The following is a 12781-nucleotide window of genomic DNA, read 5'->3' on the forward strand; positions in this document are numbered from 1 at the left end:
CTCCGCCGGGGGGGCGGGGGCCGCGGCGGCGGGGGGCGCGGCCGGGGGCGGGCCTTCCCCCCCGCCCCCGGGGGGGGGGGGCGCCCGGTTCTACCGGGGCGGCGCCCCCTCTTTCGTCGGTCCGCGCCGGACCCCGGCGCCTGCCCGGCCTGGCCTCCCGCGGTCCCGCCTGACAAGACCGCGGCCGTGAGGTGCAATGGTCGTGGGAGGCGTCATGGACGTGGCTGCGGAACTCGAACGCGCCCGGGACGCCTTCGCCCGCCAGGCGTGGTCGGAGGCTCACACCGGGTTCTCGGACGCCGACGACGCACAGCCGCTGGGGCCCGACGACCTCGTGCGGCTCGCCACCGCCGCCTACCTGGTCGGCCGCGACGCGGAGTGCGCCGCGGCGACCGAGCGGGCGCACCAGGCGTATCTGGGCGTCGGCCGGACGGCGCCGGCGGTGCGGTGCGCCTTCTGGCTCGCCGTGCCGCTGCTCCTGCGGGGTGAGACGGCCCGGGGCGGCGGCTGGCTCGCCCGGGCGCGACGGCTCCTCGACGACGCCGGGATCGACTGCGTCGAGCAGGGCTATCTGCTCTTCCCGGAGGGGGTGCGGCTGGTCCACAAGGACCCCGCGAGGGCGCGTGCCACCTTCGACGAGGCCGCCGCGACGGGGGAGCGCTTCGGGGACCCGGACCTGGTGGCCCTGGCCCGGCACGGCCGGGGCCGGGCCCTGATCGCCGCCGGTGAGACCTCGGCCGGGGTGGCGCTGCTCGACGAGACCATGGTCGCGGTCGCGTCCGGCGAGCTGTCGCCCCTGGTCACCGGGATGATCTACTGCAGCACGATCGAGGCCTGTCAGGAGATCTTCGACCTGCGCCGGGCGCAGGAGTGGACGGCGGCGCTGTCCGACTGGTGCGCGGCCCAGCCGGATCTCGTGCCCTACCGGGGTCAGTGCCTGGTCCACCGCTCCCAGGTCCTCCAGACCCGCGGGGCGTGGCCGGACGCGCTGGAGGAGGCACGGCGGGCCTGTGAACGGCTCTCCGAGCCGCCGAACCGGCCGGCGCTCGGCATGGCCCTGTACCAGCAGGCCGAGCTGCACCGGGTGCGCGGCGCCTTCGCCCGCGCGGAGGAGGGCTACCGGCAGGCCGGCGAGTGCGGTCACCGGACACAGCCCGGACTCGCGCAGCTGTGGCTGGCCCAGGGCCGGGTCGACGAGGCCGTCGCGGCGGTCAGGGGCGCGGCGGAGGAGAGGCGGGACCGCCTCGGCCGGGCGAGGCTCCTGGGCGCGTACGTGGAGATCGTGCTGGCCGCCGGAGACGTGCCCGGGGCACGGGCCGCCTCGGAGGAGCTGGCGGGGATCGCCGACGACATCGGCGCCCCGCTGCTGCGCGCCGCCTCCGCACAGGCGCGCGGGGCGGTGCTCCTGGCCGAGGACGACGCCGCGGCCGCGCTCGGCTTCCTGCTGGACGCCTGCCGGAGCTGGGGCGAGCTGGAGGCGCCGTACGACCGGGCGCGTTCCCTCGTGCTGCTCGCCCTCGCACGGCGGCGGCTGGGCGACGTGGGCACGGCCCGGCTGGAGCTGGACGTGGCGCGTGAGGTGTTCCGACGGCTCGGCGCGGCCCCCGACCTGGCCCGGCTGGACGCCCTCACCGACGAGCGGCCCCGGCCGGGCGCCGGGCTCAGCCCCCGGGAGCTGCAGGTCCTGCGTCTCGTCGCGACCGGCCGCACCAACCACGCGATCGCCGAGGAGCTGGTCCTCAGCGAGAAGACCGTGGCCCGCCATCTGAGCAACATCTTCGCCAAACTCGACCTGAGCTCCCGGTCGGCGGCCACGGCCTACGCCTACGAGCACGACCTGGTGAGCCGGGGCAGGTAGCGGGGCACGGCGGCCCGGTAGCGCCGGTACTCCGCGCCGAAGGCGTCGTCGAGCGCGCGCTCCTCGCGCAGCACCTCCCGGTGCATCCACGCGGCGACCGGCGCGTACGACACGAGCATCCAGCCCCAGCCGCCGGCCACCGCCGCGCCGAGGTGCAGCAGCGCCCAGCCGACGTACATGGGGTTCCGCGCGGCGGCGTACGGCCCCGTCACCACGAGCAGGTCCGGGTCGGCGAGGGCGGTGGTACGGGCGGCGCGCACCGCACGGGCGATCCGCCACGCGCCCGCGGCGAACAGCGGCAGCCCCGCGAGACGGTGCGCGGACGCCGGTCCGGGCAGCGGCCAGGGGCGGGTGCGCTGGAGCACCGCGCCGACGGCGAGGCCGAGCAGATGGGCCTCGGGCACCGGCACATTGGACAGAAATACCCATGGCCGGCGGGCCGCGGGATTGGGGTGTTCTCCCGAAGAGGTCACGGCTCCCACGCTCCTAGTGTCGAGGACACGGAACGAACGAGGAGGCCGACGATGAATCCCACCGACAGGACGGAACGCATCGAGACGGTCGTCATCGGAGCCGGGCAGGCGGGCCTCGCCACCGGGTACCACCTCGCCCGGCACGGCCGGCCGTTCGTGATCCTGGACGGCAGCGCCCGGGTCGGTGACAACTGGCGGTGCCACTGGGACTCCCTGCGGCTCTTCAGCCCCGCGCGGGTCGCCTCACTGCCCGGGATGCGTTTTCCCGCGCCGCCGATGTCCTTCCCCACCAAGGACGAGATGGCCGACTTCCTGGAGACGTACGCCGAGACCTTCCGGCTGCCCGTACGCGCCGGGGAGCGGGTCACCCGGGTGGGCCGGGAGGACGGCGGGTACGCCGTGTCCACGCGCACGACGACCTATCTGTGCGACCACGTGGTCGTCGCCTCGGGCACCTTCGGCCGGACTCCGTACGTGCCCGGCTTCGCCGGCGGGCTCGACCCGCGCATCACGCAGCTGCACTCCAGCGCCTACAAGAACCCGGCACAGCTGCGGCCCGGCGGCGTGCTGGTGGTCGGCGCCTCGCACTCCGGCGGCGACATCGCGTACGAGGCGGGCGCGGCCGGCCGGCCGACCGTGCTCAGCGGCACGATCCACGGCGAGATCCCGTTCGACATCGAGGGCCGGCCGGCGCACGCGATCTTCCCGGTGCTGTGGTTCCTGGCGCAGCACGTGCTGACCCTCCGCACGCCGATCGGCCGCCGGATGCGCCCCGGCGTCCGCGCCCACGGCGGGCCGCTGATCCGCGTCAAGCGGGCGGACCTCACCCGCGTCGGCGTCGAGCTGGCTCCCGAGCGGACCACCGGCGTGCGCGACGGCCTTCCGGTCCTCGACGGCGGACGCGTCCTCGACGTGGCGAACGTCGTCTGGTGCACCGGCTTCCGGCAGGACTTCTCCTGGATCGACCTCCCGGTCACCGGTGAGGACGGCTGGCCCCTGGAACGGCGCGGGGTCGTGGACGCCTCGCCGGGGCTGTACTTCGTCGGCCTGGCCTTCCAGTACGCCTTCGCGTCGATGCTCGTCGGCGGCGCGGGCCGGGACGCGGAGCACGTGGTGGACCACCTCGTGAAGCACCGCGCCGGAGCCACCGCCGGCCGTGGCCGCGCCCGGGCGAGCGTCCCCGCCTAGGGCGGCGATCGTGGACACGACCGGACGGCGGCGGATGCGCCGGCACCTGGCCCGCGCCGGGCGGTACGAGGCCGAGGGACGCTACGCGGAGGCCGAGAGCGACCTGCGCGCGGCCCTCCGGCTGGCCCGCACCGCGGCCGGCTCCTTCCCCACAGAGACGGCCGAGGCGGCGTCGGCCCTGGGCATCCTGCTCGAAGCCCTGGGCCGACCCGCCGAGGCGGAGGAGCTCCTGCTCCTGGCGGTGCGTCTCCACGAACGGGCCCACGGGCCCGAGGATCCCCGCCTCGCTCCGTCGCTGAACGCCCTGGGCGCCGTCCGGCAGCGGCGCGGCGACCTCGCCGGAGCGGAACGGCTCTACGCGCGGGTCGTGGACATCGCGACCCGCCCGGAGAGCCGTTCCGCCTGGCAGACCGCCCCGGCCCGCGGCCCCATGTCCTTGCGCACCCGTACGGGACTCCCGTGCATGTGCGGGTGGCGCGACCCTGGCGCGGCCCGGCGCGGTCCTGGCGCTCACTCCTTCGGGTGAGATCCCCGGAGGGTGTTCCATGGCGGACCACGGGGTCGGCAGAATCGACGCGGCCGCAGGGGCGGACCTGTGTGCCGCAGGGCCTTCGGGCGCTGTCGGGGCTCGGGAAGGGCCGTGCATGATCCGTACCAGGTCGTTGCTCGCCGAGGGCTCCCGGCTCCGCCGGCCGGCCCCGCTCGTTCTTCCCGTCGGCTGGGGCACCGTGGCCGTGGCGTGGAAGTTCGGCTGTCCGCTGGCCCGGCAGCCGGGGCTGCCCATGCGGATCGCCACCAGCGTCGTCTTCCTCACCGTCGGCATCGGCCTGGTCCTCGGCATCCGCCACGGGCTCGTACGGGAACTGGCCCGGGCCCGTGCCGTCGCGGCCGCCACCCAGCGCGTCCTGCTGCGCCCGCCGCCGGCCCGCCTCGACGGCCTCGCCCTCGCCGCCGGTCAGCTGTCCGCCTCCCGGGGCGCGTCCGTCGGCGGGGACCTGTACGAGGCGGTGGCCACCCCCTACGGGGTACGGATCGTCATCGGGGACGTCCGGGGCCATGGGCTCGCCGCGCTCGGCGCGGTCGTCGCGGTGCTCGGCAGCTTCCGCGAGGCCGCCCACGACGAGCCCGAACTCGCCGGTGTGCTGCGGCGCCTGGAGCGGGCCCTGGAGCGCCATCTGCGGGAGCGGGCGCGGGACGAGCACCCGGCGAGGGCCGGGGCGGAGCCCGAGCACCCGGTGGCGGAGGAGTTCGTCACCCTGCTGCTCGTGGAGGTCCGTCCCGACGGGCGGCTCGCCGTCCTCAACTGCGGTCACCCCGGCCCGTACCGCCTCGGACAGCGGGCCGAGCGGCTCCCGGTCGGGGACCCGCTGCCCCCGCTCGGGGTGCTGCCGCTGCCCGCCGTGATCGCCCCGTACACCGCGGCCCGGCTGCTGCCCGGCGAGACCCTGGTCCTGCACACCGACGGCGCGGAGGAGGCCCGTGACCACCGGGGCCGGTTCTTCGCGCTGGACGCCGCGCTCGCCGGGGTGCCCGGAGAGGCGCCCGCCGCCCTGGTCCGCCGGGTCCAGGCCGCGCTGCTGCACCACACGGGCGGCCGGATCGCCGACGACATCGCGCTCCTCGTCGTACGCAACGACCGTGTCCGGGTGCCGGCGCAGCCCGCCGAACCCGGGCTGCGCCGCCCCCGGCCCGCCCCCTCCTCCCACTGTTGAGCGGAGGGGGCCGGGGCCGGCGCCGCCCGCCCCGCCACGGAGTGTCGGGCAGATCAGCGGGGCGGGCGACGCGGACCGGGCGGCCGCACTGTACGAGGGGGAGCCGGCGGCCCGGTCGTCGCCGTGCGGCGAGAAGCACAGTCAACCGGGGCCGGGACGAGCGTGGCAGAGTACGCGGACCGGGAGAACGGGTACTTCGTTCACACCCCGTGCGAAATCGGCCACCGCTACGCTGAGTTCACCGAGCGCGCGGAGCCCCCACACGAGCGAGCGGAGCGGCCATGCGAGCGACCGGAGCGGCCATGCAGCCCAACACCCTGCTCGACGCCCTGCTCGACGAAGCGGGCGTCTCGAACGCCGGCCTGGCCGCCCATGTGAACCGGGCGGGCCGGGCCAGGGGTCTCGCCCTGCGGTACGAACACACCGCCGTGGCCCGCTGGTTGAAGGGCCAGCGGCCGCGCGGCCAGGTGCCCGACCTGATCTGCGAGGTGCTCGCCGCCCGGCTGCACCGGCAGGTGACCCTGGACGACATCGGCCTCGGGGTGCCGGGCGGCCCGCCGACGGCGGCCGGTTCGCCGCTGTCCGGATTCGTGGAGCGGGCGGCCGCGCTGTGGCGCTCCGACGAGCAGCAGCGGCCGCACCTGGTCGCCGCCCCGGCCGTCACCGGCACCCCGGCCGTGATGCCGGTCTGGGAGTGGGAGAACCCGCCGGAGGACGTGGACGTCTCCCGTACGGGCCGGACGACGGTCTCGGCGGCCGACATCACCGTCCTGAGCGCCGCCCGCTCGCACTACGAGCAGATGTACCGCAGGGCCGGCGGCATCGCGACCCGGGCCCGGATCGTCGGCTTCCTCAACACCGAGACCGCGCCGCTGCTCCGGGGCGCGTACAGCGACGCGCTCGGCCGGCAGCTGCACCGGGCCACGGGCGGGCTCGTCGCGGTGGCCGGGATCTGCGCGTACGACGCGGACGCGCACGGCCTGGCCCAGCGCTACTTCCACCAGGCGCTGCGGCTCGCGAAGGCGAGCGGGGACCGGGGGCTCGGCGCGTACGTGATCGCGCTCCTGGTCAACCAGTCGCTGTTCATGGGGGAGTACCGGCAGGCCGTGGCGTTCGCGGAGGCGGCGCTGCGGGCGGCGGGGCGGCAGATCACACCGGCGCTCGCCGCCGATCTGACGGCGATGCAGGCGAAGGCGTACGCGCATCTGGGCGACGGGGCGGCCGCGTTGGCCTGCATCCGGCGGGCCGAGGCTGCCGCGGAGCGGATCAGCCCGGGGGAGGAGCCGGTCGAGACCGGCTACGTCCAGCCGGGGTTCGTCAACGTGCAGGTGGCGGAGGCCCTCCTCGGTCTGGGTGAACTCGACGCGGCCCACGAGCACGCCTCGGAGGCTGTCGGGATGCCCTCGCACGACCGGGGCCGGGTGCACCGGCTCGCGATGCTGTGCCAGATCGAGCTGCGGCAGGGGGAGGCCGACGGGGCGGCGCGCACGGCGGTGGAGATGACGGAGCGGGCGCGGGGGATGGAGTCGCGGCGGCTCCGGGACCGGCTCACACAGGTGCGGGAGCATCTCCTCGCGAGCGGCGGCGGGGACGCCCGGGAGGCGGCCGCTCTCATCGAAGGGGCGCTGCGCGTTCCCCTGTGAGCATTCAGCTGCTGCGATATTGCCACCAAACAAGCACCGACCGATCGGAAGGTGGCAAGAACGTGCAGTGGACGAAACTGAGCGAACGCTCCGTCTATGAGAATCGCTGGTTCCGAGTGAACCTCGCGGACGTCGAACTCCCGGACGGCCGCCACCTCGACCACTATCTGATCCGGCTCCGCCCGGTCGCCGTCGCGACCGCCGTCAACGAGGCCGACGAAGTCCTGATGCTCTGGCGCCACCGCTTCATCACCGACAGCTGGGGCTGGGAGCTGGCCGCCGGCGTCGTCGAGGACGGCGAGGACGTCGAGGCCGCCGCCGCCCGCGAGATGGAGGAGGAGACCGGCTGGCGGCCGGGGCCGCTGCGCCATCTCCTCACCGTCGAGCCCTCGAACGGCCTGACGGACGCCCGGCACCACCTCTACTGGGCGGAGCGGGCCACGTACACCGGACCGCCGGAGGACGCGTTCGAGTCCTCGCGGCGGGCCTGGATCCCGCTGAAACAGATCCCCGACATGATCGCCCGGGGCGAGATCCCGGCCGCCAACATGGCCGCCGGACTGCTGATGCTCCACCATCTGCGCCTCGGCTGAGACGCGGGGGAGCCAAGTGCCGGACGGCCCGTACCTGTGCGGGGACACGGGCCGTCCGGCCGGAGTGACGGCGTCAGGGGTCGCGACGCCGACTCCGGGTCTGTGGAGGGTCTTTCGGGAGACCGCCGGTCTCGCGGAACCCTCAGGAGTACGGGTAGAAGCCCGAGCCCGTCTTCCGGCCGAGCCGGCCCGCGTCCACCATGCGCTGGAGCAGCGGGGGAGCGGCGTACAGCGGCTCCTTGAACTCGGAGTACATCGAGTCGGCGATCGACGCGATCGTGTCCAGGCCGATCAGGTCGGAGAGCTTCAGCGGGCCCATCGGGTGGGCGCAGCCGAACTCCATGCCGTTGTCGATGTCCTCGCGGCTCGCGATGCCCGACTCGAACATCCGGATCGCCGAGAGCAGGTACGGCACGAGCAGCGCGTTCACCACGAAGCCGGAGCGGTCCTGGGCGCGGATGGCGTGCTTGCCGAGCACCTTCTCCGCGAAGGCCTGGGCCCGGCTGATCGTGCCCTCGGAGGTGGTGAGGGCCGGGATCAGCTCGACGAGCTTCTGCACCGGGGCCGGGTTGAAGAAGTGGATGCCGATGACCTGGTCGGGGCGGGAGGTCGCCACGGCCAGCTTCACCAGCGGGATGGAGGAGGTGTTCGAGGCCAGGATGGCGTCCGGCCGGGTGATCACCTGGTCGAGCACCTGGAAGATCTCGGTCTTGACCTGCTCGTTCTCGACGACCGCCTCGATGACGAGGTCGCGGTCGGCGAACTCGCCCAGGTCGGTGGTGAAGCTGAGACGGGCGAGCGTCGCGTCCCGCTCCTCCTCGCTGATCTTGCCGCGCTCGGCGGCCTTGTTCAGCGAGTTGTAGAGCCGCGTGCGGCCGATCTCCAGCGCCTCGCCGGTGGTCTCGGCGACCTTCACCTCGAGCCCGCTCCGGGCACACACCTCTGCGATGCCCGCGCCCATCTGGCCGCAGCCCACCACTCCGACGCGCTCAATGTCGGCCATGGAGTCCGTCACCTCGTGCCTTTCGCTCTTCTCCGGCGGCGGGGGGCCCGTGCGATTCCGGGTGCGTCCGCCTCTACCCCCACGACGTTACCGCTCATTAACCGATGATCGATCGTCCGGGGCGGGCATGCTGTCCGGGTGGGTGTGACGTATCCGACACGGGAGGGGTACAAGTGCGGCCTATCGGCAGAAGAGGGTTCGTGGCCGGCGCCACCGGAGCGGTGCTCGCCGTGACGGGAACGACAGTGGCGACGGCGGCCGGAGCCGAGCAGTCGTCACGGGGGAAGCCGCGGCCGGCACGAGGGAAGCCGCACCGGCGGCGGGAGTTCCGCGGCATGTGGCTGGCGACGGTCGCCAACCGCGACTGGCCCTCCCGCGCCGGTCTGACCGCCGAGCGGCAGCGGGCCGAGCTCCTCGCCCACCTGGACACGGCGGTCGAGCGCCGGCTCAACACGGTGGTGTTCCAGGTCCGGCCGACCGCCGACGCGCTGTGGCCCTCGCCGTACGAGCCGTGGGCGCAGTACCTGACCGGCACGCAGGGGCGGGATCCCGGCTGGGACCCGCTGGGGACGGCCGTCGACGAGGCGCATGCGCGGGGGCTCGAACTGCACGCCTGGTTCAACCCGTACCGCGTGGCGAACCACACGGACCCGAGCCGGCTCGTCGCGAGCCATCCGGCCAGGCTCCACCCGGAGTGGGTGCTGCCCTACGGCGGGAAGCTCTACTACGACCCGGGGCTGCCCGAGGTCCGGAGCTTCGTCCAGGACGCGATGCTGGACGCGCTGCGCCGCTACGAGATCGACGCCGTGCACTGGGACGACTACTTCTATCCGTACCCGGTGGCCGGACAGGTCTTCGCCGACGACGAGGCGTACGCCCGGTACGGCGGGGACTTCCCCGACAAGGCCTCCTGGCGGCGGAACAACACCGATCTGCTGGTCTCGGAGATGGCCGCGCGGATCAAGGAGACCAGGAAGCACACGGCGTTCGGCATCAGCCCCTTCGGGGTCTGGCGGAACATCGCCACCGACCCGGAGGGCTCGGACACCCGCGCCGGTGTCCAGACCTACGACGACCTGTACGCCGACACCCGGAAGTGGATCCGGGAGGGCTGGATCGACTACGTGATCCCCCAGCTGTACTGGAACATCGGGCTGCCGGCCGCCGACTACGCCAAGCTGGTGCCCTGGTGGGACGCGGTGGTACGGGACACGGGCGTCGGCCTCTACCTCGGCGAGGCGCTCTACAAGGCGGGCGATCCCGCCCAGCCCGCGGCCTGGCAGGACCCGCGGGAGCTCTCACGGCACCTGGCCCTGGCCCGCACCTGTCCCTCGGTCGGCGGTCACTGCTTCTTCTCCGCGAAGGAGGTCGCCGCAGACCCGATCGGGGCGATGACCACCGTGGTGGCCGACCACTACCCGACCGGGATCCGTCCGCCGAAGCAGGGCCTCGGCCTGTAGCAGGGACTTCAGCCGGTCCCCGGCTCCGGATGGTGGCGTACGACGGTGTCGGGGCCCGGCGACATCAGGGCCTCGTGACCGTCGTCGTCGAACTTCACCTTGTACGGGGGAGCGCCGTTCTCCCCCCGTACCTCGAGGACCTCCGCCGTGCGGTCGTGATGACCGACGGTCCGGCCGTGTACCAGCAGCTTGTCGCCCACGCTCGCCCTCATCAGGCTGACCTCCTCGCGACCGGGCTTGTCGTGTCCTGTGTGGCGCGGGACTCCTGTACTGCGCAGGGTCTCGCTCTGCCATTGTGACCCGTTTCGCCCGGATTCGTCGCGTCAGCTCTTCGCCCGCTGGGTGACCGCGATGCAGACCAGGACCGCCACCGCGGCGACCGGGGCGGCGAGCGGCAGGGTCTCGCCGAGGAGGAAGACCGACCAGAAGAGGGTGAGCAGCGGCTGGGCGAGCTGGAGCTGGCTGGCCTTGGGGATGCCGATCGCGGCCATGCCGCGGTACCAGACGTACAGGCCGAAGAAGGTGGAGCCGGCGGCGACCCAGACGAGGCCGATGACGCCGTGCGCGTTCAGGTGGACCGGCTCGATCGACAGCGTCACGGCCGAGGCGACCGCCATCAGCGGCAGGCAGAGGACCAGGGCCCAGCCGATGACCTGCCAGCCCGGCATGAGCGCGGCGAGCCGGCCGCCCTCGGTGTAGCCGGCCGCGCACACGAGGAGCGCGCCGAAGAGGTACAGGTCGCCCGTGGAGAACGAGCCGCCGCTCTGCTGGAGCGTGAAGCCAAGGACCACGACGGCGCCGGAGACGGCGGCGACCCAGAAGGTACGGGACGGGCGGCGCCCGGTCCTGATGGCGGCGAGGGTCGCCGTGGTGAGCGGCAGGAGGCCCACGACCACGGCGGCGTGCGAGGTGGTGGAGGTCTGCAGGGCCAGCGTGGTCAGGAGCGGGAAGCCGATGACGACGCCGCAGGCGACCACCGCGAGGCCCGCCCAGTGGCGGCGCTCGGGCAGCGGCACCCGGCCCGCGAGGAGGAAGACGCCGGCGATGAGCGCGGCGAGGGTGGAACGGACGGCCACCAGCGACCAGGGGCCGAAGCTCTCCAGGCCCCAGACCGTCGAGGGGAAGGTGAGCGAGAAGGAGATCACGCCGAGCCCGGCGAGCAGGGTGCCGCTGGTCCGGGGGGAGGGGACGGCGGGGGCGGCGCCGAGGGCCGAGACGGCCGGGGCGGTTCCGGCGGTCGAGACGGTGGAGGCGGCCGGGGCGGCGGCGGTGCCGGTGGTACCGGTCCGGGAGGATCCGGTAGCGGTGACCGCTATCGTGCTCGGGGCAGTAGCGCTATCCTGTGTTCTCATGCATGAGCGTAGCAGTGTCGCGGAACTGGCGAAATCCCTGCGGGCGGAACTAGACCGCTACTCTCCCGGCGGGAAACTGCCATCGAGTCGGGCGCTCGTCGAGCGCTACCACGTCTCCCCGGTCACCGTCACCCGGGCCCTCGCCCAGCTCGCCGCCGAGGGTCTCGTCGTCACCCGCCCCGGCGCCGGAGCCTTCCGCGCCGAACCGCGCACCGCCACCCCGGTCGCCGGGGACACCTCCTGGCAGGAGGTCGCCCTCAGCGCCGACGCCGCCACCGAACTCGTGCCCCGGGCCGTCGACGCCTCCGGCGTCCTCGTCACGCTCTCGGCGCCCCCGCCCGGCGTGATCGAGTTCAACGGCGGCTACCTCCACCCCTCCCTCCAGCCCGAGAGCGCCCTCGCCGCCGCCCTCGCACGGGCCGGCCGCCGCCCCGGAGCCTGGGGCAGACCGCCCACCGACGGCCTGCCCGAACTGCGCGAATGGTTCGCCCGCGAGATCGGCGGCAGCATCACCGCCGCCGACATCCTCGTCACCGCCGGCGGCCAGTCCGCGATCGCCACCGCCCTGCGCGCCCTCGCCTCGCCCGGCACCCCCGTCCTCGTCGAGTCGCCCACCTACCCCGGCATGCTCGCCGTCGCCCGCGCCGCCGGACTCCGCCCCGTCCCCGTGCCCGCCGACGCCGACGGAGTCCGCCCCGAACTCCTCGAAGCCGCCTTCCGCGCCACCGGCGCCCGCGTCTTCGTCTGCCAGCCGCTCTTCCACAACCCGACCGGGGCCACGCTGAGCCCCGAACGCCGCCGCGAGGTCGTCCGCATCGCCCGCGCCGCCGGGGCCTTCGTCGTCGAGGACGACTTCGCCCGCCGCCTGGTCCACGCCGACTCGGCGCCCCTGCCCGCGCCGCTCGTCGCCGACGACCCCGACGGCGTCGTCGTCCACGTCCGCTCCCTCACCAAGATCACCTCGGCGAGCCTCCGCGTCGGCGCCCTCGCCGCCCGCGGACCCGTCCTGGAACGACTGCGCGCCATCCAGGTCGTCGACAGCTTCTTCGTCCCCCGGCCCCTCCAGGAGGCCGCGCTCGAACTCGTCGGCTCCCCGGCCTGGCCCCGCCACCTCCGGGCCGTCGCCCAGGAGCTCAAGAGCCGCCGGGACGTCATGACCGGAGCCCTCGCCCTCCACCTCCCCGAACTCGCCCTGCCGCACATCCCCCACGGCGGCTACCAGCTCTGGCTGCGCCTCCCCGACACCCTCCCCGAGGCCTCCCTCCTCGCCGCCGCCCTGCGCGCCGGGGTCACCGCCGCCCCCGGCCGCCCCTACTTCTGCGCCGAGCCCCCCGCCGGCCACATCCGGCTGAGTTTCGCGGGTGTCGCGGGCCCCACGGAGATCGTCGAGGGCGTCCGCCGCCTGCGGACGGCGCTCGACGAGCTCACCGGCTGACCCCGGGGGCGGGGCCGCGCCCTCCACCGGCGCGGCCCTGCCCCGGTCCCTGGCCCCGGGCAAA

The 12781-nt window shown here is 74.6% G+C and carries 12 protein-coding genes; 8 read left to right on the forward strand and 4 right to left on the reverse strand.

Annotation, left to right across the window (positions count from 1 at the left end):
- Positions 1-214 precede the first annotated feature (214 nt).
- Positions 215-1858, forward strand: a complete 1644-nt coding sequence (locus ACWGN5_RS26000) for a LuxR C-terminal-related transcriptional regulator (RefSeq protein ID WP_453519342.1) — start codon at positions 215-217, stop codon at positions 1856-1858.
- Here the strand turns inward: ACWGN5_RS26000 and ACWGN5_RS26005 are convergent.
- Positions 1825-2262, reverse strand: coding sequence for a methyltransferase family protein (locus ACWGN5_RS26005; protein ID WP_453519343.1), 438 nt, complete (start codon positions 2260-2262; stop codon positions 1825-1827). The genes ACWGN5_RS26000 and ACWGN5_RS26005 overlap by 34 nt on opposite strands.
- Before the next feature lie 120 nt (positions 2263-2382).
- Between ACWGN5_RS26005 and ACWGN5_RS26010 the strand changes: the two genes are divergently transcribed.
- The 5 genes from ACWGN5_RS26010 to ACWGN5_RS26030 all read left to right on the forward strand — a co-directional run bounded on the left by ACWGN5_RS26010 (position 2383) and on the right by ACWGN5_RS26030 (position 7467).
- The gene (locus ACWGN5_RS26010) at positions 2383-3519 is read left to right on the forward strand and encodes a flavin-containing monooxygenase (protein WP_453519345.1); all 1137 of its coding nucleotides are present in this window, start codon (positions 2383-2385) and stop codon (positions 3517-3519) included.
- Between the two features lie 10 nt (positions 3520-3529).
- Positions 3530-4045: a tetratricopeptide repeat protein gene (locus ACWGN5_RS26015; protein WP_453519348.1), complete on the forward strand. Its 516-nt coding sequence runs from the start codon at positions 3530-3532 to the stop codon at positions 4043-4045.
- A 118-nt stretch (positions 4046-4163) separates the two neighbouring features.
- Positions 4164-5231, forward strand: a complete 1068-nt coding sequence (locus tag ACWGN5_RS26020) for a PP2C family protein-serine/threonine phosphatase (RefSeq protein WP_453519351.1) — start codon at positions 4164-4166, stop codon at positions 5229-5231.
- Positions 5232-5533: 302 nt separating this feature from the next.
- The gene (locus ACWGN5_RS26025; protein WP_453519453.1) at positions 5534-6874 is read left to right on the forward strand and encodes a transcriptional regulator; all 1341 of its coding nucleotides are present in this window, start codon (positions 5534-5536) and stop codon (positions 6872-6874) included.
- A gap of 62 nt (positions 6875-6936) precedes the next feature.
- Positions 6937-7467, forward strand: a complete 531-nt coding sequence (locus ACWGN5_RS26030; protein WP_369143242.1) for an NUDIX hydrolase — start codon at positions 6937-6939, stop codon at positions 7465-7467.
- A 142-nt stretch (positions 7468-7609) separates the two neighbouring features.
- Here ACWGN5_RS26030 and ACWGN5_RS26035 read toward each other — a convergent pair whose 3' ends face one another.
- Positions 7610-8470, reverse strand: a complete 861-nt coding sequence (locus ACWGN5_RS26035) for a 3-hydroxybutyryl-CoA dehydrogenase (protein WP_190160426.1) — start codon at positions 8468-8470, stop codon at positions 7610-7612.
- A 173-nt stretch (positions 8471-8643) separates the two neighbouring features.
- On the opposite strand from ACWGN5_RS26035, the gene ACWGN5_RS26040 reads away from it, so the two are divergent.
- Positions 8644-9930, forward strand: a complete 1287-nt coding sequence (locus tag ACWGN5_RS26040) for a glycoside hydrolase family 10 protein (RefSeq protein ID WP_453519352.1) — start codon at positions 8644-8646, stop codon at positions 9928-9930.
- An 8-nt stretch (positions 9931-9938) separates the two neighbouring features.
- On the opposite strand, the gene ACWGN5_RS26045 is transcribed toward ACWGN5_RS26040, so the two are convergent.
- Both ACWGN5_RS26045 and ACWGN5_RS26050 read right to left on the reverse strand, forming a co-directional pair.
- Positions 9939-10142: a DUF1918 domain-containing protein gene (locus ACWGN5_RS26045; RefSeq protein WP_369143239.1), complete on the reverse strand. Its 204-nt coding sequence runs from the start codon at positions 10140-10142 to the stop codon at positions 9939-9941.
- Positions 10143-10253: 111 nt separating this feature from the next.
- The gene (locus ACWGN5_RS26050; RefSeq protein ID WP_453519355.1) at positions 10254-11282 is read right to left on the reverse strand and encodes a DMT family transporter; all 1029 of its coding nucleotides are present in this window, start codon (positions 11280-11282) and stop codon (positions 10254-10256) included.
- Between ACWGN5_RS26050 and ACWGN5_RS26055 the strand changes: the two genes are divergently transcribed.
- Positions 11281-12717, forward strand: coding sequence for an aminotransferase-like domain-containing protein (locus tag ACWGN5_RS26055; RefSeq protein ID WP_453519357.1), 1437 nt, complete (start codon positions 11281-11283; stop codon positions 12715-12717). The genes ACWGN5_RS26050 and ACWGN5_RS26055 overlap by 2 nt on opposite strands.
- Positions 12718-12781: the final 64 nt, after the last annotated feature.

Source organism: Streptomyces sp. NPDC055815 (assembly GCF_053616475.1).